21 protein-coding genes are annotated in these 19,889 nt (G+C 70.5%); 5 read left to right on the top strand and 16 right to left on the bottom strand.

Annotated features, from left to right (window positions below):
* Nucleotides 1-114: 114 nt before the first annotated feature.
* The 4 genes from ABRP24_RS04395 to ABRP24_RS04380 are packed head-to-tail and all read left to right on the top strand — an operon-like array spanning nt 115 to nt 2,984.
* Nucleotides 115-558, top strand: coding sequence for a hypothetical protein (locus ABRP24_RS04395; protein WP_035809351.1), 444 nt, complete (start codon nt 115-117; stop codon nt 556-558).
* Nucleotides 555-1,010, top strand: coding sequence for a hypothetical protein (locus ABRP24_RS04390; protein WP_027467071.1), 456 nt, complete (start codon nt 555-557; stop codon nt 1,008-1,010). Before ABRP24_RS04395 ends, ABRP24_RS04390 begins: the two co-directional genes overlap by 4 nt.
* A gap of 4 nt (nt 1,011-1,014) precedes the next feature.
* On the top strand, nt 1,015-1,965 hold the full coding sequence (locus ABRP24_RS04385; RefSeq protein ID WP_349847492.1) for a hypothetical protein: 951 nt from the start codon (nt 1,015-1,017) through the stop codon (nt 1,963-1,965).
* Complete coding sequence (locus ABRP24_RS04380; RefSeq protein ID WP_349847494.1) at nt 1,962-2,984, top strand: hypothetical protein; 1,023 nt, start codon at nt 1,962-1,964, stop codon at nt 2,982-2,984. The genes ABRP24_RS04385 and ABRP24_RS04380 overlap by 4 nt, the downstream gene beginning before the upstream one ends.
* 304 nt (nt 2,985-3,288) lie before the next feature.
* Here the strand turns inward: ABRP24_RS04380 and ABRP24_RS04375 are convergent, their stop codons facing one another.
* The gene (locus ABRP24_RS04375) at nt 3,289-5,808 is read right to left on the bottom strand and encodes an ATP-dependent Clp protease ATP-binding subunit (protein ID WP_027467068.1); all 2,520 of its coding nucleotides are present in this window, start codon (nt 5,806-5,808) and stop codon (nt 3,289-3,291) included.
* Nucleotides 5,809-6,032: 224 nt separating this feature from the next.
* Complete coding sequence (locus ABRP24_RS04370) at nt 6,033-6,509, bottom strand: Clp protease N-terminal domain-containing protein (RefSeq protein WP_027467067.1); 477 nt, start codon at nt 6,507-6,509, stop codon at nt 6,033-6,035.
* A gap of 70 nt (nt 6,510-6,579) precedes the next feature.
* On the opposite strand from ABRP24_RS04370, the gene ABRP24_RS04365 reads away from it, so the two are divergent.
* On the top strand, nt 6,580-7,512 hold the full coding sequence (locus ABRP24_RS04365) for an NAD(+)/NADH kinase (protein WP_027467066.1): 933 nt from the start codon (nt 6,580-6,582) through the stop codon (nt 7,510-7,512).
* Between the two features lie 194 nt (nt 7,513-7,706).
* Here the strand turns inward: ABRP24_RS04365 and ABRP24_RS04360 are convergent, their stop codons facing one another.
* The 14 genes from ABRP24_RS04360 to hpt form a co-directional block, all read right to left on the bottom strand.
* On the bottom strand, nt 7,707-8,765 hold the full coding sequence (locus tag ABRP24_RS04360) for a sigma-70 family RNA polymerase sigma factor (protein ID WP_035809350.1): 1,059 nt from the start codon (nt 8,763-8,765) through the stop codon (nt 7,707-7,709).
* A 353-nt stretch (nt 8,766-9,118) separates the two neighbouring features.
* Nucleotides 9,119-9,253, bottom strand: a complete 135-nt coding sequence (locus ABRP24_RS04355) for a hypothetical protein (protein WP_349847497.1) — start codon at nt 9,251-9,253, stop codon at nt 9,119-9,121.
* Nucleotides 9,254-9,316: 63 nt separating this feature from the next.
* Nucleotides 9,317-9,490: a hypothetical protein gene (locus ABRP24_RS04350; RefSeq protein ID WP_173032455.1), complete on the bottom strand. Its 174-nt coding sequence runs from the start codon at nt 9,488-9,490 to the stop codon at nt 9,317-9,319.
* A 98-nt stretch (nt 9,491-9,588) separates the two neighbouring features.
* Entirely contained in the window at nt 9,589-9,792 is a 204-nt protein-coding gene (locus ABRP24_RS04345) for a hypothetical protein (RefSeq protein ID WP_071245264.1), read from the bottom strand.
* Nucleotides 9,793-9,876: 84 nt separating this feature from the next.
* Complete coding sequence (gene lysS, locus ABRP24_RS04340) at nt 9,877-11,415, bottom strand: lysine--tRNA ligase (RefSeq protein ID WP_349847500.1); 1,539 nt, start codon at nt 11,413-11,415, stop codon at nt 9,877-9,879.
* A 362-nt stretch (nt 11,416-11,777) separates the two neighbouring features.
* Nucleotides 11,778-12,470, bottom strand: a complete 693-nt coding sequence (locus ABRP24_RS04335) for a Rossmann-like and DUF2520 domain-containing protein (protein ID WP_035809347.1) — start codon at nt 12,468-12,470, stop codon at nt 11,778-11,780.
* Nucleotides 12,467-14,227, bottom strand: a complete 1,761-nt coding sequence (locus ABRP24_RS04330) for a PH domain-containing protein (RefSeq protein ID WP_349847503.1) — start codon at nt 14,225-14,227, stop codon at nt 12,467-12,469. The genes ABRP24_RS04335 and ABRP24_RS04330 overlap by 4 nt, the downstream gene beginning before the upstream one ends.
* 9 nt (nt 14,228-14,236) lie before the next feature.
* Nucleotides 14,237-14,758: a PH domain-containing protein gene (locus ABRP24_RS04325; protein ID WP_071245268.1), complete on the bottom strand. Its 522-nt coding sequence runs from the start codon at nt 14,756-14,758 to the stop codon at nt 14,237-14,239.
* A 24-nt stretch (nt 14,759-14,782) separates the two neighbouring features.
* A complete protein-coding gene (locus ABRP24_RS04320) occupies nt 14,783-15,274 on the bottom strand; it encodes a DUF3180 domain-containing protein (protein WP_027467060.1) in 492 nt (163 codons plus the stop codon).
* Entirely contained in the window at nt 15,271-15,825 is a 555-nt protein-coding gene (gene folK / locus ABRP24_RS04315) for a 2-amino-4-hydroxy-6-hydroxymethyldihydropteridine diphosphokinase (protein WP_349847506.1), read from the bottom strand. The genes ABRP24_RS04320 and folK overlap by 4 nt, the downstream gene beginning before the upstream one ends.
* Entirely contained in the window at nt 15,822-16,211 is a 390-nt protein-coding gene (gene folB, locus ABRP24_RS04310) for a dihydroneopterin aldolase (protein WP_027467059.1), read from the bottom strand. Before folB ends, folK begins: the two co-directional genes overlap by 4 nt.
* Nucleotides 16,208-17,176, bottom strand: a complete 969-nt coding sequence (gene folP, locus ABRP24_RS04305; protein WP_301601195.1) for a dihydropteroate synthase — start codon at nt 17,174-17,176, stop codon at nt 16,208-16,210. Before folP ends, folB begins: the two co-directional genes overlap by 4 nt.
* A 6-nt stretch (nt 17,177-17,182) precedes the next feature.
* Nucleotides 17,183-19,171 (bottom strand): ATP-dependent zinc metalloprotease FtsH, encoded by a 1,989-nt coding sequence (gene ftsH / locus ABRP24_RS04300; protein WP_349847508.1) that lies wholly within the window; start codon nt 19,169-19,171, stop codon nt 17,183-17,185.
* Between the two features lie 158 nt (nt 19,172-19,329).
* The gene (hpt, locus tag ABRP24_RS04295) at nt 19,330-19,881 is read right to left on the bottom strand and encodes a hypoxanthine phosphoribosyltransferase (RefSeq protein WP_017887686.1); all 552 of its coding nucleotides are present in this window, start codon (nt 19,879-19,881) and stop codon (nt 19,330-19,332) included.
* Nucleotides 19,882-19,889: the final 8 nt, after the last annotated feature.

Here is a 19,889-nt window from a genome sequence, read left to right as displayed (position 1 = left end):
CCCCCATCGAAATGCCGACCTGACGAGCGAGCGCGAGCCTGGCAGAGTGGTGACACCGGCCGACGCGCTGGATCAGTTTTATCATGTCTGAGACAGATGTGAGAGTGGGGACACGTGATCGAGTACAACGACGACGACGCACACCGACGGGAACTGTCGCGCAAACTGCAGCTCCTGATGGACGTCGTCGAGGCCAACTCGGGCCAGCGACCCCCGTACAAGGAGATCGCCGCCGAGATCGAGGCGCAGGGAGCGTCGATGAGCCGACCGCGCTGGGGCTACATGCTCGGCGGTAACGGTCCGGCCGTCCGAGACCAGCGACTCCTGGCGGCCCTGGCGACCTACTTCGGCGTCCCGGCGGAGTACCTGACCGACGCGGCCGGCAACACGGACGTGCCGGAGCGGGTGCAGGCGCAGCTGGAGCTCGTGCTCGAACTGCGCAAGCGCGAGGTCGTCGCGTTCGCCACTCGGCGTCTGGGCGAGTTCGCCTCGGCGGACGAGATCCGCGACTTCACCGACCACCTGCGTCGCCTGGACGAATCGGGCGGCACCCCGTGAGCGGGTACCGCGACCGCTTCGACGCCCTGCGTCGGCAGACCGAGGCCCGTCGCCGCGTGCAGCGCCTCGGGCTCCCCCGTCGGCTGTCCCTGCCGGAGCTGACCTCCCGCGCCGAGGCGGCGCTCGGCAAGCCGATCCACGTGCGGACCACGGAGCTGCCGGGCGACCTGTCCGCGCGGCTCATCCAGCGCACCGACCACGCCCTGCTCGAGACCCGCCCCGGGCTGTCCGAGCGCTCCCGGGTGGCGTGCGTGCTGCACGAGCTCGCCCACGTGTTCATGGACGACACCGGCTGCGACCACCAGGCGTACACGGGGCTGCTCAGCGGCCGGACTGCGTTCACACGGTCGTTGGACACCCCGCACGAGCAGGCCGTCGAGCTGGTCGCCGACCAGCTCGCGCTGCGGATCGGGCTGCTCGACCCCGAGGGCCAGCCCGGGATCTTCCGGTGACGCTGTGACGTTGCACGTCTGGGGGTCGATCCCGGTCTGGCTGATCCTGGCGGTGCTGGTCGCCCGGCTGCTCCTGGTGCGCACCCAGTCGGCCAGCGTCACCTGGCTGATGGTCTGCTGCAGCTGCGTCGCCGTCGGACTCACGATCAACCAGCCCGACGTCACGACGTTCCTCGCCGGTGTGACGCACGTGCCCAACATCGCCGACCTGGTCGGCCGCTGCCTGATGGTGTGCGGCATGTTCGCCCTCGCGCAGTCGGTCGAGGCCGCGGCACGCTCCGCCAAGCTCCTGCGCGCCAGCCGCATCACCGGCTGCGTGCTCGTGCTCGTCGCCCTCGTCGTGCTGTTCAGCCTCATCGACGCACCGACGCCCACGGCGCAGTTCATGGTGGCCTACGGTGACCAGCTGCCGACCGCGCTCTACTCGGCGGTCGAGATGACCTACATCGCCATCGTGATCGCCCGGTCGGCCGTCGCCGTGCTGCGCGGGTTCCGGAGCGGCGACGGGCTCGGCCGCCTGTACTGGCTCTTCGTCGTCGGTGCCGCCGGCCTCGTGCTGCTCGCCGGCATCGCGATCGCCCTCGACGCCGTGCACGTCGCCGGCGCGGACGGTGCGGTCGGGGTCCTGTCGAAGCTCTACACCCCGGTGTTCCTCGGCTCGATGGTCCTGCTCGCGATCGGCGCGGCCGGCGGCGTCCTGCCCGATGCCGCACGGGAGTTCCGCGACTGGCGGGCCGCCCGACGCCGGTTCCGCGTGCTCGAACCGGAACTCCGGCGGCTCGAGACGGCATCGGGCAACACCGGGCTCTACTTCACGATCGTGTGGCAGCGTCGCCAGTGGCGGAGTCGGCAGCACCGACTGTCCGTCGAGATCGAAGACCGCGCGCGTGAGGCCGGGCAGGACGTCCCGGCCGCTGCGACGCTCACCACGGCACGACTCAGGGAGATCACATGACCGGCGCACGCATCACGGCACTCGGCACCGCGGCAGGAGCGGTCGGCACGCTCGGACTCGGCGCCTTCGTCGCACGACGGCTGCTGTTCCCGACGCCGTACACGGCGACCGCCACGGTCCGCAGCGCCACGGACACCGAGGTCGAGCTGACCGCCACCCGCGACACCCGCCTGCCGGGCACCTACGACCTGCAGCGCGACGACACCCGGGTGCAGGTCGGCGCGATCACCACCGCGAGCACGGAGAGCGGGGCCGGCAGCGACGGTGACACCGTGCGCCGCAGCGTCACCGCCCCCGTGGCGACCGGTGAGTGGGCCTGGGACGCCCTGCGGTACGACGGACCGGACGACGTGCCCGGCACCGAACCCGAGGCCGCCACGACCCACGTGGTCCACGTGCACGGGCAGTCCCTCGGCCCGCGCCAGGTCCTGCGCGGTGTCGGGGTCTGGCGTTCGCTCGGCGCCTCGTCCGAGGTCGTCGACACCACCGACCTGCCGCTCCGCTCCCTCGACGCCGGTGCAGCGGACCGCATCGTCGCCGCCGTCCGCGCCGCCCGAGCCCGTGGTGCACAGCGCGTCGTGCTGCAGGGCTGGTCCGCCGGCGCGCTCGCCTGCTCCGTCGCCGCCGCACGCGTCGACGTCGACGGAATCGTGGCCGTCTCACCCCTGCTCGACGTCGCCTCGGCACTCCGCGGGGCCGTCCGGGGCGCGCACCTGCCCGCGTTCGTCGGCACCGTCGCCGCACGCATCGCGACCACGAACGTGCTGTCACGGCTCGCCGGGGCCCCGACCCCCGTGACGACGACCACGTGGCAGGACTCGTCGACGCCGACGCTGCTGATCCACTCCGAGGCCGACGCCCTGGTCGCGGCCGACGACGTCGCCGCCGTCGCCGCGCGGCAGGGCGCCACCACGGTCGCGTTCCGCACGGCGCCGCACACGCTCGAGTGGAACGAGGACCCGGAGCGCTGGGAGCGCGCCGTCCGCGACTTCGCCGCACAGCTGCCCGACGCCGCCTGACGCCGCCTGACGCCGCGGACACCCGTCCGCACGGATCGGCACCACCCCCGGACGTGCAACGGCCCCGGTCTGCGAACAGACCGGGGCCGGCTGCGTCTCGATCCGTTGGGGGGAACCGATCGAGCGCGACGCGCGAGGAGTTGGGGGGAACGTCTCGCGCGTTGTCATCACAGTACCCCCGGACGGGGGTCCGTGGCCGGAAGGACGCGCAGATCGGCGATGCGGGATCTGAACGCGACCCGAGAACGGACAGGAGGCCCGGTGCCAGCTGGCACCGAGCCTCCTGTCCGTGGGGTGTCAGGTCCTACGACTCGATCTCACCCTGGGGCGTGTCGGTCGCGGCCTCGACCGCGGCTGCACCGGCGAGGACCTCTTCGCGGCCCGGCTGACGCCCGGTCTCGAAGTGGAACGCACCGTCGACGAAATCGACCTTCACGTGGTCACCGGCGTTGAGCTCGCCCTGCAGGATGTGCTCGGACAGCTGGTCCTCGACCTCGTGCTGCATCGCGCGACGCAGGGGCCGCGCACCGAGGGACGGGTCGAACCCGACCTTGATGAGCTGCTCCTTGGCCGGCAGCGTGAGCTCGACGGTCATGTCGCGGTCGAGCAGGCGGTCGGCCAGACGCTTCACGAACAGGTCCACGATCTGCAGCAGCTCGGGCTGCGACAGCTGCGGGAACACGATCGTGTCGTCGACACGGTTCAGGAACTCGGGCTTGAAGTGCTTCTTGAGCTCCTCGTTGACCTTGCCGCGCATGCGGTCGTAGCCGACGGCCGAGTCACCCTCGACCTGGAAGCCCACCGGGCCACCGGCGATGCCCTGCGAACCGAGGTTCGTGGTCATGATGATGACGGTGTTCTTGAAGTCGACCACGCGGCCCTGACCGTCGGTGAGACGGCCTTCCTCGAGCACCTGCAGCAGCGAGTTGAAGATGTCCGGGTGGGCCTTCTCGATCTCGTCGAACAGGACCACGGAGAACGGCTTGCGGCGCACCTTCTCGGTGAGCTGGCCGCCCTCCTCGAACCCGACGAACCCGGGAGGGGCACCGAACAGGCGGGACACGGTGTGCTTCTCACCGAACTCCGACATGTCGAGGGAGATCAGCGCACCCTCGTCGTCGAACAGGAACTCGGCGAGGGCCTTGGCGAGCTCGGTCTTCCCGACGCCCGTGGGGCCGGCGAAGATGAACGAGCCGGAGGGACGGTTCGGGTCCTTCAGGCCGGCACGCGTACGCCGGATGGTCTTGGACAGGGCCGAGATGGCCTCTTCCTGACCGATGACGCGCTCGTGCAGTGCCTTCTCCATGAAGACGAGACGCGAGGTCTCCTCTTCGGTGAGCTTGAACACCGGGATGCCCGTGGCCTGGGCCAGGACCTCGGCGATGATGCCCTCGTCGACGGTGCCGGACGCGGCGACGTCACCTGCACGCCACTGCTTCTCGAGGCGGAGACGCTCGCCGAGGAGCTTCTTCTCCTCGTCGCGCAGGCTCGCGGCCTTCTCGAAGTCCTGCTCCTCGATGGCGGCTTCCTTCGACCCGCGGACCGTCGAGATCTTCTCGTCGAACTCGCGGAGCTCCGGCGGCGCCGACAGGATCGACAGACGCAGGCGAGCGCCGGCCTCGTCGATCAGGTCGATGGCCTTGTCCGGCAGGAAGCGGTCCTGCACGTAGCGGTCCGCCAGGTTCGCCGCGGCGACGATCGCACCGTCGGTGATGGACACCTTGTGGAACGCCTCGTACTTGTCGCGAAGACCCTTGAGGATGTTGATCGCGTGGGGCAGCGACGGCTCGTTGACCTGCACCGGCTGGAAGCGACGCTCGAGTGCGGCGTCCTTCTCGAAGTGCTTGCGGTACTCGTCGAGCGTGGTGGCACCGATGGTCTGGAGCTCACCGCGGGCGAGGAGCGGCTTGAGGATCGAGGCCGCGTCGATCGCGCCCTCGGCTGCACCGGCACCGACGAGCGTGTGGATCTCGTCGATGAAGACAATGATGTCGCCGCGGGTGCGGATCTCCTTCGTGACCTTCTTCAGGCGCTCCTCGAAGTCACCGCGGTAGCGGGACCCGGCGATGAGCGATCCGAGGTCGAGCGAGTAGAGCTGCTTGTCCTTCAGCGTCTCGGGCACGTCGCCCTTGACGATCGCCTGGGCGAGGCCCTCGACCACGGCGGTCTTGCCGACGCCGGGCTCACCGATCAGGACGGGGTTGTTCTTGGAGCGGCGGGAGAGGATCTGCATGACCCGCTCCATCTCCTTCTCGCGCCCGATGACGGGGTCGAGCTTGCCGTCACGCGCGGCCTGGGTGAGGTTCCGACCGAACTGGTCGAGGACCTGCGAACCCTGCTGCGCGTTCTGCTGCTGCTCGCCGCCGACGGCGACCGCTTCCTTGCCCTGGTAGCCGGACAGGAGCTGGATGACCTGCTGGCGCACCCGGTTCAGGTCGGCGCCGAGCTTCACGAGGACCTGGGCTGCGACACCCTCGCCCTCGCGGATCAGGCCGAGCAGGATGTGCTCCGTGCCGATGTAGTTGTGGCCGAGCTGCAGCGCCTCGCGCAGGGACAGCTCGAGCACCTTCTTGGCGCGCGGCGTGAACGGGATGTGCCCGGTCGGCTGCTGCTGGCCCTGCCCGATGATGTCCTGGACCTGCTCGCGCACGGCGTCGAGCGAGATGCCCAGCGACTCCAGCGCCTTGGCGGCGACGCCCTCGCCCTCGTGGATGAGGCCGAGGAGGATGTGCTCGGTGCCGATGTAGTTGTGGTTGAGCATCTTCGCTTCTTCTTGAGCGAGGACGACAACACGACGGGCCCGGTCGGTGAATCTCTCGAACATGTGCTCTCCCTTGGCCCCTGATGAGCGGAGCCGACGCTGTGCCGGTCTCGTGTGAGTCCGGCCAAGTACTTCGAGAGTAACCAGCGCTCCCCCCGGGGGCTGCCCCTGTTCGCCGTGGGCGTGACCAGGGTGCGTCTTGTGCGCAGTGAGCGAACGACGAGACGGACTGGAGGGCCGTGGCGGGATCGCCACGGGCCTCCGGTCCGCTTGTCGGTTGCGCTGGGTCAGGAGCGCCGCACCGCGCGACGCAGGTCGCGTCGGAAGCGGCGCGCGTCGACGCCCAGGGCGTCGAGGACGTCGTGCCCGGACCCGGCGAGCGGATCGTCGACCGAGTCGAGCACGGCGAGGACGACGTGCGGCGGTCGGATGCGCTCCGAACGGCCGGCGATCGTCGCGGCCCGGGCGAGCACGCGCATCGCAGCCGGCGTGCACGCAACGCGGTCGTGTTCGCCGGGGCAGGTGCTGTGTGCGCCGACGAAGGCGCGGATGCCGGAGCGGACGGCGTCGGGGGTGATCCGGTGGGCGTCGAGGACGGGCCGGAAGCGGGGCATGCCGGCGCAGAGCGTGACGGCCGCCAGCAGCAGGTGTTCGGCGTCGACGAAGCCGAAGCCGGACTCGTGGGATTCGAGATCGGCGAGCAGCACGATCTCGCGGCCGTGCCGGACGGAAGGGAGGGCGACGGAGAGTTGAGCGGTCTGCATGTATTCAGAATATCGCATACCTCTGCGAACGACCAGCCCGCATCGGAGGTCCGCTCGGTACGATCCGCTCATGGAGCAGCCCGTCGTCGGCCTCGTCGTCCACCCGACCAAGAACGTGCAGGAGTCCGTGACGACCCTGCAGCGATGGAACGCGTCCGGCCAGGGCGAGCTGCTCGCCCGGCGCGCGGACGCCCAGCGCATCGGCGGCGGGGTCGACGTGGTCGACGACGACGACTTCACCGACCGCGTCGACCTGGTCGTGGCCCTCGGTGGCGACGGCACCATGCTCGGCGCGATGCGGCTCGTGGCGAAGCGCCCGGTGCCCGTCCTCGGCGTGAACTACGGCAACGTCGGGTTCCTGGTCGAGATCGAGCCGCCCGAACTCGAGAGCGCGCTGGAACGGCTGTCCGCCGGCGAGTACCAGCTCGAGCCGCACCACGCGCTCGAGGCACGGTTGTCCTGGGGCGGCGCCCGCACCGACTACCTGGCCTTCAACGACCTGACCATCGTGCGACGGCCCGGTGCCGGGCAGGTGTCGGCCGACCTCAGCGTCGGGGGCCTCGGGTACGGGTACTACCGGGCCGACGCCATCGTGGCCGCGACACCCGCCGGCTCCACCGCGTACAACTACGCCGCCGGTGGGCCGGTGCTCTCCCCCGCGCTGTCCGGCTCCGTGGTGACGCCCGTCGCGCCGATGGCCGGGATCGACCGCTCGGTGGTGCTCGCCGCGCGGGAGCGCTACCGGTTCGACATCGCCGAGGGCACCAGGAGCGCAGCGCTCGAGGTCGACGGGCTCGTGGTCGGCGAGGTGGCCACCGGGGCGCAGATCGACATGCGGCTCCGCAAGGACGCCGGCAGCGTGGTGCGCCTGGACGCCGAACGGCACGGGCGTACCGGGCGCGTGAAGCTCAGCCTGCTCGACCTGCCGGTGCGGCCCGACCAGCTGGTCGAGCTCATCCCGAGCGACCTGCGGCAGAAGCTCCGGCGCGAGATCGACGACTGACGCCGCGTCGGCGCCGGCCCTGGCCCCGGTCCAGACCCCGGTCCTGGCCCCGGTCCTGGCCCCGGGAACGTGAATGGCCCGCTCGAGCAGTGCTCGAGCGGGCCGTCCCATCACCCCACCGGATCGTCTTCCCACAGAACGACCCGGTTTCCCCGCGCCGGCACGGGTGAACGTGCCGGCCGAAGTCCACTGACCTAGTCGGTCAGGTACAGCTGCATGTCCTGCGAGACCGCCTTGGCGAACAGACGCAGCTTGGCGCGCGACTCCACCCGGCTGACGGCCTGGCGGGTCGTGTGCACGATCTTCGAGATCTCGTCGAGGGTCATCGGCTTGTCGTCGTCCAGGCCGTAGCGCATGCGGATGACGTTCGCCTCGTCGCTGGGCAGCTCGGCGACGATGGAGCGGATGTCGCGGTGCAGCAGCGTCGTCTCGGTGAGCTCGTTCGGGCTCGCGGCGTCCTCGTCCTCGATGAAGTCACCGAGCTCGCTGTCGTCGGAGTCGCCGACCACGGTGTGGATCGAGACCGGCTCGTGCGAGCGGCCCTTGAGGTCGACGAGTTCCTCGACGCTCATGCTCAGCTCGGCGGCGACCTCCTCCGGCATCGGCGCACGGCCGAGGTCGACGGTCAGGTCACGCTCGGTGCGCGAGATCTTGTTGATGAGCTCGACGGTGTGCACCGGGATGCGGATCGTGCGTGCCTTGTCGGCGAGACCACGCGAGATGGCCTGGCGGATCCACCAGGTGGCGTAGGTCGAGAACTTGTAGCCCTGCGTGAAGTCGAACTTCTCGACCGCACGGACCAGGCCGAGGTTGCCTTCCTGGATGACGTCCATGAAGGGCAGGCCACGCTGCGAGTACCGCTTGGCGATGCTCACGACGAGGCGGAGGTTCGAGGTGATCATGCGCTCCTTGGCGCGCTCACCGTCACGGACGAGCCAGCGGAGTTCACGCTGCAGAGTCTTCGCGAGACCCTTCTCGGTGGCGAGCTTCTCTTCGGCGAAGAGCCCGACCTCGATGCGGCGTGCGATCTGCGCTTCTTCCTCGGCGGTGAGGAGCGAGAGACGGCCGATGTGACGGAGGTAGTCGCCGACCTGGTCGACCGAGGCACCGCGGACACCGGCGAGCTGCTCGTCGGCCTCGACCTCGGTGTCGAGGGAGGTGGTGGCGGACTCGGCGGTCGCGGTCTTCGATGCCGATGCCTTCTTGGTGGCGGTGCGGCGGGTGGTGCTGGGTGCAGCCGTTGCGATCGTCATGGTGTTTCTCCCTGCGTTCGACGGTGATGGCTTCGTGGGGCGTTGCTGGGGGGTGCTGATGAGTAAAGCGGCCCGGAGGTGTACCCCACAAATCGTTCGGAGCGATTCTCAGGGTTCTCCGTGCTTCGTCATCGAAAGCGTCCCCCGCGGGGTACAGCCCACCGCCAGTCTGGTCCCCCAATCGGCCCTGGATCAAGCGGATAACGCCGTTTTTCCGGCGTTGCAGGCGTGTTTCACCAGCGTTTCCGATCGTGTACCCCAGGCGACTGCGTACTCCGGACATGCAAAAGGGGTACGTCCGACCGGATCAGTGCGATCTGGTCGTCGTACCCCGAATACCGAATGGGTGGGGGTCACCAGGAGGGTTCGAGCCACCCGTCCCGGAGCTTGGAGACCTCGAGGTCTGCGTCTCGGTCGAACTCGTCGTACTCGCTCTCGATGTCACCGACGAGGCTGCGGCCCGTGAAGGGATGTGCGGTGGTTGCCATGCGGACGATGCTCACCCCGGCACGCGTCGGCGAGGTGAACGGTGCGTGACGGTCCGTCGGCGCTCAGACGTCGAGGTCGTCGACGTCGCCCTCGTCGTCGAGGGGTCCGCCGTCTGCTCCGCGGTCGGTTCGATCGGCACCGTCGGGCAGGCCGGACGTGCCGGACACCGGGTGCCCGAAGGCGTCCTCCACGTCGAGGTCGTCGAGGTCCTCGACGGGTTCCGGGAAGGTCGGCATGCGCGACAGCGTCACACCGTGCGGTGAACGCCGGGTGAAGTCAGCGAAAGGACGTGCGCGCCGGACAGTGCGCGGGGTGCAGGGTGCTGCGGCTGCGGCTACTCGGCCGACGTCGGAGCCGGCGCGGGGCGACCGTGCTCACGTTCGAAGCGGGCGCGCTCTTCGGCCTCGACCTTGGCGTACGCGGCACGCTCGGTCCGGTCGGCACGCATGATCGCGCGCATCACGAACCAGAAGATCAGGCCGACGACGATGGTCGGCGTCAGGGCGAAGACGATCCCGCTTACGACTCCTTCAGGCACCCGAGCATCGTACCCCGACTATCTGTTCCGACCGGACTCGCAAGCTCGTCCGGGGCTGGCGTCGCGCAGCGCTGGCGCGCTGCCCTAAGCTCCAGCGCCCTTGACCAGCGGGAACAGGATCGTCTCGCGGATGCCCAGGCCCGTGATGGCCATGAGCAGGCGGTCGATCCCCATGCCCATGCCGCCCGACGGGGGCATCGCGTGCTCCAGGGCCCGCAGGAAGTCCTCGTCGACGCGCATCGCCTCGAGGTCACCGCCGGCCGCGAGCTTCGCCTGCTCGACGAACCGCTCCCGCTGCACGACCGGGTCGACGAGCTCGGAGTACGCCGTGCCCAGCTCGAAGCCGCGGACGTACAGGTCCCACTTCTCGACGACGCCCGGACGGGTTCGGTGCTGCCGGGTGAGCGGCGAAGTGTCGACCGGGAAGTTCATCACGAACGTCGGGCGGTCGAGCGAGTCGATGACGAAGTGCTCCCAGAGCTCCTCGACGTACTTGCCGTGCGTGGCGTGGGCGACCTCGACGCCCTCGGCCTCGGCGAGCGCCTGCAGCTCGGACAGCGAGGTCTCCGGAGTGATCTCGCGCCCCGCAGCCTCGGACAGCGAGCCGTACATGTCGATGCGGGGCCACTCGCCACCCAGGTCGTAGGTGCTGCCGTCGGGCAGGGTGACCTCGAGCGCTCCACCGGTGACCGCGCGGGTCGCGTTCTGCACGAGCTCCTGCGTCAGGTCGGCCATCTGCTCGTAGTTGCCGTACGCCTGGTACGCCTCGACCATCGCGAACTCGGGAGAGTGCGACGAGTCGGCGCCCTCGTTCCGGAAGTTGCGGTTGATCTCGAACACCCGGTCGATGCCACCGACGACGGCGCGCTTCAGGAACAGCTCGGGTGCGATGCGCAGGAACAGCTCGGTGTCGAAGGCGTTCGAGTGCGTGACGAACGGTCGGGCCGAGGCGCCGCCGTGCTGGGTCTGCAGCATCGGGGTCTCGACCTCGAGGTACTCGTGCGCGGTGAAGGTCTGGCGGAGCGAGGCCATCACGGCAGCGCGGGCACGCACGGTGGCGCGGGCCTCGTCGCGGACGATGAGGTCGAGGTAGCGCTGGCGGACCCGCGTCTCCTCGTTGAGCTCGTTGTGCAGGTTCGGCAGCGGCAGGATCGCCTTCGCCGCGATCGCCCAGTCGTCGACCATGATCGACAGCTCGCCGCGGCGCGAGGAGATCACCCGTCCGTGCACGAACACGTGGTCACCCAGGTCGACGAACTCCTTCCAGCGGGCGAGGGACTCGTCGCCCACCTCGGCAAGGGAGACCATCGCCTGGATGCGCGAGCCGTCGCCCGACTGCAGGGACGCGAAGCAGAGCTTGCCGGTGTTGCGCGAGAACACCACACGACCCGCGATGCCCACGACGTCCTGGGTCTCCTCGCCGGTCTCCAGGTGCGCGTACTGCTCGCGCACGGCCGGGATCGTCGTGGTGATGGGGAGCTCGGCGGGGTACGCCTCGATGCCCGACTCCAGCAGCTTCGCCCGCTTGTCGAGCCGGACCTGTCGCTGCTCGCTGGTCTCCTGCTCGGCCAGTGCGGCGGCGTCGGCGATCGCGGTGTCGGGGGTGACGGTCTCGTCGGTCATGCGGGTGCGGCTCCGATGGTCGTGGGGGTCGGGGGAAATGCTACCCGCGCCGCGGTCCCGCCCCCGAACCGTGCCCGATCGGCCGACAGTTCTCGCCCCCTCGGCAGAACTGAGCGGTGGGTCCCGACCACCACGGGCTGCCGGGCGGCGGGGCTGCCAGGCTGCCGGAGCCGAGACCGCGGTCACAACTCCCCGCCTGCACCACGCCCACCGGTCACAACCCGTCGGCTCGAGCACGCGCAACCGACACTTCACGACCACTCGGGCGAACCGAGCGGGGAGTCGTGACCACTCGAGCGCCCGGCCCCCACTTCCACCCGGCCCCGATCTCCGCCCCGCGCCGCGGTCCCGCCCCCGAACCGCTAGAGCGTCGACTGCCCGTCGGCGGCGGTGAGCGCGTTGTCGACGGCGGAGCGGACGAGCGCACCGAGGACACGACCCGGGTGTTCGACGCCGATGCCGGACAGGGTGCCCGCCGACTGGTCGACGATCGCGGTCGAGAAGCTCACGGCGGCCCGCACCGCATCGGCGTAGGCGGGCCGGTCACCCTCGGCCACGACGAACGGTTCGGCCCCCATCTCGACCACGAGCGCCTGCGCGATCGGCAGGACGGGTGCCGGGGCGGTCACCGCGCAGTACGCGTCGCGCAGCCGGGACAGGTCGACGCTCGTGCCCGTGAAGGCCATCGCGGGGTGGATCGCCAGCGGGATCGCACCGGCTGCCATCGCCGGGGCGAGGATGCCGACGCCGTGGTCCGGACTGGTGTGCACGACGAGCTGCCCCGGCTGCCAGATCCCCGCGTCCGCCAGACCCTGCACGAGCGAGGCGAGCTGGTCGTCCGGCACCGCGAGCAGCACGAGTTCGCTCCGCTCGACCAGGTCCGGCGTCGCGAGCACCGGGGCGCCCGGCAGCATCGCCTCGGCGCGGTCACGGCTCTCGTCGGACACGGCGGTCACCCCGACGACGGCGTGCTCCGCGTTCGCCAGGGCCGCTCCGAGGACGGGTCCGACCCGTCCGGCACCGACGATGCCGACCCCGAGGCGCCCGGCCCTCATCGTGCGGCTCCGGTCGGGGGGACGTCGCCCCAGCCGGCAGGGATGGCACCGGGCCGGTGGTCCGCCGTCGGTCCGGCAGGGGCTCCGGACCCGGGCACGGTGTCGACCGCAGCGTGCCTGGCGGCCGCGGGACGGGCCTCCCGTTCGCGCCAGCGGTGCGTCGTGTCGACCGCGGCCGCCTCGACGGCACGCTGCGTCGTCTCCGACCACAGGCGCTGCGCGTCACGCGCATCGAGCGCACCGACGCGGGCCGAGACCGGACCGGCCACGGTGTGGACATGGACGGCTGCGAGCCGCAAGGCACGCTCGAGGGGACCCTGCTCGACCTTGACGCTCTGCACCCGGGGCAGCGGCACGATGACGAGCGACCGCCACACGGCACCGAGCCGCAGCAGCACCGCACCCTGCACGAACCGGTAGCCGTTGCGCCGGAACGCGAACGGACGGAGCCAGGCGCCGCGTCGTGGGGAGTGCACGAAGCCGCCGCGGTCGCCCGAGGTGGTGAGGCTGTCGTCGACGACGTCCACGGCTTCGGCAGCCCCTTCGCGCAGGGCTTCCTGCGACGCCTCGGGGCCGGCGACGACGGTGCCGACGAGCCCGGGCAGGATGATGTCGAGGACCTCGCGGACGTCCGCCGTGGTGCCCACGGGCAGCACGATCGAGGACACCTGCTGGTTGCTCGACGCTCCGTTGCCGGCGCTCGTCGCACGGTTGATGCGGATGTCCCACCAGCCGAACGGACGCCACAGCAGCGGCTGCGCGACGCTGACGGCGTGGATGCGGCCGGGCGGCAGCGTCTCGTTCGACGTCGAGACCAGCCCGAAACCGATCCGGATGCCGTCGCGGGTCTCGGCGATCGTGTACTGCAGCGAACGGGAGAACTTGCGGACGTAGTAGCCACCGGCTCCGAGCACGGCGGGGAACAGCCCGAACAGCACCGCGAACTCGCCGGTGAGGGCGACGCTGACGATCATGCCGGCGATGACGAGCAGCAGGAACAGCGTCGTGCCGGACAGCAGCATCGACGCGATGAGACGCCCCGGGCGCACCTTGACGATGCGGGTCGCGTGCACGGCTGCCGGATCGAGCTCGGGCGAGAACATCTCGTCGACGCGGTCCTGTAGCGCCCCGTGCGACTGCCGCGACGGACCGCCGTGGGCGTCGTCGTCCTTCGCGCCGGACGCCAGCACCAGGATCCGCTGGCGCAGGTCGTCGGCGGCGCGGGCCCCGAGGTAGGCGAGCTGCACGTTGGCGTCGTTGCCGGCCTGCGCGATCTCGAGCTTGGCGGTGCCGAACACCCGGGGCACGAGGGGCCGCTGGATGTTGATGCCCTGGATCCGGTCGAGCCGGGCCTTGCGGTGGTTCCGGAACAGCACGCCCGAGCGCACCTCGACGATCTCGCCGGTGACGCGGAACTCGTGCATGCGCCAGGACAGGTAGAACAAGCCGATCAGCACCACGAGCAGCACCACGATGCCGAGCAGGACCCAGCCGACGACGCCGTGCTCGTACACGTACCGGACCGGGTCACCGTCCTCCTGCTGCTCGCCCGGGATGAAGAACTCGACGAGCTGGTCACGCAGGCTGTTGAGCACGTAGCCGAGGATGACGATGAGGAAGATCCCGCCCTTGAGCAGCGGGGTCAGCGGGTGCAGGCGGTGCCACTCGCCGTCGGTCAGGGGTGCCGCGGCGGCCGCGTTGCCCCGGGTGGGCGGGGTGGGCGGAGCGGGTGGCGGGGTGCCCGGTCGGAAGGTCACGGACGACCCCTACAGACCGGCGCGACGGGACTCGGCGAGCTCGACGAGGCGGTCGCGCAGCTCGTCGGCGTCCGCTGCCGGGACACCCGGGATCCGGACGTTCGTCGCGGCCGCGGCGGTGACGAACTTCAGCTCGCTCATGCCGAGCGCCCGGTCGAGCGGGCCCCGGGCGACGTCGACGAGCTGCATCCGGCCGTACGGGACCGCCGTGAACCGCTGCCACATGAGGCCACGGCGCACGACCAGGTCGTCATCGCGGAGCGCGTAGCCGATGGCCCGGACCCGTCGGGGCGTCAGCGCGGCGGTGATCGCCGTGGTGACCGCGACGACGATGCCGATGGTGAGCCACACGGTGCCGGCCCCGGAACCGAAGCCGTCGGTGACGATCCCGATGAGCACGCAGCCCGCGGTGAGCACGACACCGATCACGAGCGTGGTGATGAGTTCGGTCCACACGAGCTTCGCGGACACCCGCTGCCAGGCGATCCCACCGAGGCCGAGGCCGGGCTCGTCGAGTCGTTCACGCGGCATCGCGGGCCTCCTGGGGTTGCTCGGTCAGTTCACCGTCGTCGAACCGTTGCGGGGATCGTCACGGTCGTCATCGTCACCCGGAGGTGCGATGCACATGCGCTCCGCCACGAGTGCGCAGACCGTCAGGACGATCCCGCCCCCGACGGCGATCACGTTCGGCAGGGTCGAGCCTAGCGAAGGCGTCGCGGAACGGGTCAGCAGGTACAGCACGAGGCCGAGGGCGAACCCGCCCAGCAGCGTGCCGCAGATGCTGGACGCCTTCGCGAGCACGACGACCCGCGTCGCGTAGAGCGGGTCGACCGGCCGCTGGCGTCCGGCGCCGTCGCGCGCGTGCCGGCGCACCGGGCGCGCCATGAGCACGACGGCGACGCCGATGAACGCGAGCGTGATGCCGAGCGGGATCGAGAACAGGAACGTCGGCAGCTGGCGCGACGCCAGGACGGCGTCGACCGCGAAACCGGCGACCACCGTCACGACGGCGATGCTGATCAGCGTGGAGGCACGGGTGGGCTTCATGCGCTGGTCGCGCTCCCCGCCGGCCGGGAGGCCCGTGCCGGCTCCGCGAACAGGCGCGGCTCGTCGACGCGCTCGGTGTCGTCCCCCACCGCGGCGAGCAGGTCGGCCACCGGTCCGGCACCGGGCAGGACGGCCCCGGGGTCGGCGTCGAGCCACGGGGCGAGCACGAACGCGCGCTCCGCTGCCCGGGGGTGCGGCACGACCAGGGTGTCCGTGGCGATCCGCAGGTCGTCCACCGCGACGATGTCGAGGTCCAGGGTGCGGTCGCCCCACCGGACCTCGCGCGTGCGGCCGTGGGCGTCCTCGATGCCGTGCAGGGCGTCGAGGAAGGCCTGCGGCTCGAGGTCGGTGTCGACGACCACGACGGCGTTCCGGTAGCGGGGCTTCGACGTGTCGAGGCCGTCGAGGGTCACGGCGACCGACTCGACCTCGCGGCTCGAGGCCACGGGCTCGACCCCGGGCAGGGCGGCGATCGCGGCGGCGGCGGCGCGGAGCGTGCTCCCCCGGTCGCCGAGGTTCGCTCCGAGGGCGACGACGACCCGGTGGGTCATTCTTCTTCCTCGTCCGGCACCGTGGCGCCGCGGGTGCGCCGGATGGTGATCGAGACGTCGGTGAACGGCACGGTGATCGGGGCCTGCGGCTTGTGCACCGTGACCTCCGTCGCCAAGGCGGCACGGTGGGTGAGCACGGCCGCGGCGATGCGTTCGGCCAGCGTCTCGATCAGGTCGACCGGGTCGCGTTCGATCTCGGCCACGACCTGCTCGGCGAGGACGCCGTAGTGCACGGTGGCGTCGAGGTCGTCGCTGCCCGAGGCGGCACGGGCGTCGAGCTCCACGGCGACGTCGACGACGAAGTCCTGGCCGTCCTCGCGCTCGTGGTCGAAGACGCCGTGGTGTCCGCGGGCGCGGACCCCGGTGAGTCGGATGGTGTCGTTCACGATCGAGCTGCCCTCCAGGCGTCCCAGACGTCGAGCACGGCACGGGTCGGTGCCGGGTCGTGCACGCGCACACCCCACGCGCCGCGTTCGGCGGCGAGCAGGCTGATGGCGGCGGTGGCGAGGTCGCGCTCCCTGGGCGGAGCACCCTCGGGGCTCCCGACACCGTCGAGGAACCGCTTGCGTGAGGCGGCGACGAGCACCGGCAGACCGATCGAGGCGAAGCGCTCGTAGCCGGCCAGGATCTCCCAGTTCTGCACGCCGTGCTTGGCGAAGCCGAGGCCCGGGTCGATGACGACCTGCTCCTGTCGGACACCGAGCACGATGAGTTCGGCGACCCGGAGTTCGACTTCGCGCCGGACCTCTTCGACCGCGTGGGTGTACTCGGCGTTGCGGTACATCCGGTCGCTGTGGCCGCGCCAGTGCATGACGACGAAGCCGACCCCCGTCGACGCCACGACCCGGGCCATGTCCGGGTCGGCGAGCCCGCCCGAGACGTCGTTGACGATCGCGGCACCGAGGTCGACGGCACGTTCGGCCGTCGCGGCGTTCATGGTGTCGACGCTGACCGGGATGCCCTCGGCGACGAGCTGCTGCACGACCGGCAGCACACGTTCCTGCTCGACCGTCACGGGCACGCGCTCGGAACCGGGGCGGGTGGACTCCCCGCCGACGTCGATGACGTCCGCACCGGCCGCGACGAGGTCCCGTGCGTGCTGCACGGCGGCGTCGTAAGCCTGGTGCAGCCCGCCGTCGCTGAACGAGTCGGGGGTGACGTTGAGGATGCCGAGCACCCGGGTGCGTTCCTCGGCCGGGCCACCGCGATCACGGCGACGGCCGGTCACGACCTCCGGCACCGGCTGGGGTGCACGGAGGTCGATCGCGACCGTCGCCGGTTCGGCGGCGGCGGCGCGGGCACGACTCACCTCGGCGAGTCGACGCTCTCGTCGCGTCGGCAGCTCGGTCATGCCGGCCTACGCGGGGGCGATACCCGGGTTGCCGAACGGGCGACGACGGGTCTTCGAGGTCGACTCGGAGTCCGACGGGTCCGCTGCGGTCGAGGCGGCCTTGCCGGGCACGTCGATCGCGGGCAGGTTGCTGACCGGGCGCTCGTCGCTGGAGAGCCACTGGGGGCGCTCCGGCAGCTTGCGGACGTCCTTGAAGATCTCCACGAGCTCCGGGGCGTCGAGCGTCTCCTTCTCGAGGAGCTCGCCGGCCAGGCGGTCGAGGATGTCGCGGTTGTCGTTGAGCACCTGGTAGGCCTCGTCGTGCGCGGCCTCGAGCAGGGCGCGGGTCTCGGCGTCGACCGTCTGGGCGATGGTCTCCGAGTAGTCGCGACCGGTGCCACCGCTCATGTCACGGCCGACGAACGGCTCGCTCGAGCCGGACCCGAGCTTGACGGACCCGACGGCCTGGCTCATGCCGTACTCGGTGACCATCTTGCGAGCGGTGCCGGTGGCCTTCTCGATGTCGTTCGAGGCGCCGGTGGTCGGGTCGTGGAACACGATCTCCTCGGCGACGCGACCACCCATGGCGTAGGTGAGCTGGTCGAGGAGCTCGTTGCGGGTGACCGAGTACTTGTCCTCGAGCGGGAGCACCATCGTGTAGCCGAGGGCACGGCCGCGGGGCAGGATCGTGATCTTCGTGACCGGGTCGGTGTGGCGCATCGCCGCTGCCGCCAGGGCGTGGCCGCCCTCGTGGTACGCGGTGATCAGGCGTTCCTGGTCGGACATGATCCGGGTCCGGCGCTGCGGGCCGGCCATCACGCGGTCGACGGCCTCGTCGAGCGCACGGTTGTCGATGAGCTGCGCGTTCGAGCGGGCGGTCAGCAGGGCCGCCTCGTTCAGGACGTTCGCCAGGTCGGCACCGGTGAAGCCCGGCGTCTTGCGGGCGAGCAGCTCGAGGTCGACGCTCGCGGCGAGCGGCTTGCCCTTCGCGTGCACCTCGAGGATCTGCTTGCGGCCGGCGAGACCCGGAGCGTCGACGCCGATCTGGCGGTCGAAACGGCCGGGGCGCAGGAGCGCGGGGTCGAGCACGTCGGGACGGTTCGTCGCGGCGATGAGGATGACGTTCGTCTTGCCGTCGAAGCCGTCCATCTCGACGAGGAGCTGGTTCAGGGTCTGCTCACGCTCGTCGTTGCCACCGCCGATGCCGGCACCACGGTGACGACCGACGGCGTCGATCTCGTCGATGAAGACGATGGCCGGCGAGTTCGCCTTGGCCTGCTCGAAGAGGTCGCGGACACGGCTCGCACCGACACCGACGAACATCTCGACGAAGTCCGAACCGGAGATCGAGTAGAACGGCACGCCGGCTTCACCCGCGACGGCGCGGGCGAGCAGGGTCTTGCCGGTTCCGGGAGGGCCGTAGAGCAGCACGCCCTTCGGGATCTTCGCCCCGACGGCCTGGAACTTCGCGGGCTCCTTGAGGAACTCCTTGATCTCGTGCAGTTCCTCGATCGCCTCGTCGGCACCCGCGACGTCGGCGAACGACACCTGCGGGTTCTCCTTGTTGTTGATCTTGGCCTTCGACTTGCCGAACTGCATGACCTTCGAGCCGCCGCCCTGGGCGCTCGAGAGCAGGAACCAGAACAGGGCACCGATGATCAGGAACGGGAGCAGGATGCCGAGCAGCGACAGGAACCAGTTGCCCTGGGCGACACGGTCGTTGTAGCCGTCGGGCAGGTTGGCGTCGTTGACCGCCTGCACCACTTCTTCGCCGCGGGGCGTGGAGTAGTAGAACTGCTCCTGCTTGTCGCCGTCCTTCAGGACGAGGTCGACCCGCTGCTCGGTGGAGTTGATGGTCGCGGACGAGACCTTGTCATCGGAGAGCTGCTCGAGACCCTTCTGGGTGTCGATCTCTTGCGTGCTGCCCTGGCTGATGACGCTCCAGCCGATGAAGATGCCCGCCAGCGCGATCAGCACGTAGAGGTACGGGCCGCGGAAGATGCGCTTGAAGTTCATGTGATCCGGGCGCGAGTGCCCGACACCTTTCTCTGCCGAAGTTGCGTGCAGGTCAGCATACGGCCGCGATTCTGTGGCGAGAATGGGTGTCCTCTGCGGGCGAACTCACCCCCGGGCCAGAGTCGGCCGAGTGCGACCCGAGCGCGGCGGGCCGCCCGTCAGGAGTAGACGTGCGGAGCGAGGACGCCGACGCCGCGCAGGTTGCGGTAGCGCTCGTCGTAGTCCAGGCCGTAGCCGACCACGAACGCGTCGGGGATGTCGAAGCCCACGTACTTCACGTCGACCTCGACCTTGGCGGCCTCGGGCTTGCGCAGCAGGGCGACGATCTCGACGCTCGCGGCACCACGGGACTGCAGGTTCTGCTTGAGCCACGACAGGGTCAGGCCGGAGTCGATGATGTCCTCGACGATCAGGACGTCGCGGCCGTGCAGGTCGGTGTCGAGGTCCTTGAGGATCCGCACCACACCGGACGACTTCGTGCCGGAGCCGTACGACGACACCGCCATCCAGTCCATCCGCGCCTGCATCTTGAGGTGGCGCGAGAAGTCCGCCATCACCATGACGGCACCCTTGAGCACGCCGACGAGCAGCGGGTCGCGGCCCGCGTAGTCGGCGTCGACGACCGCCGCGAGCTCGGCGAGCTTCTCGTCGATCTGCTCGGGGGTGAAGAGCACTTCGGACAGGTCTGCCTGGACGTCGGAGAGTTCCACCACGCCAG

Origin of the sequence: Curtobacterium sp. WHRI 8282 (genome assembly GCF_040223925.2) — a bacterium.
In the GTDB taxonomy this organism is placed as follows: Bacteria; Actinomycetota; Actinomycetes; order Actinomycetales; family Microbacteriaceae; genus Curtobacterium; species Curtobacterium flaccumfaciens.
This window is presented reverse-complemented; position numbering and strand designations above follow the sequence as displayed.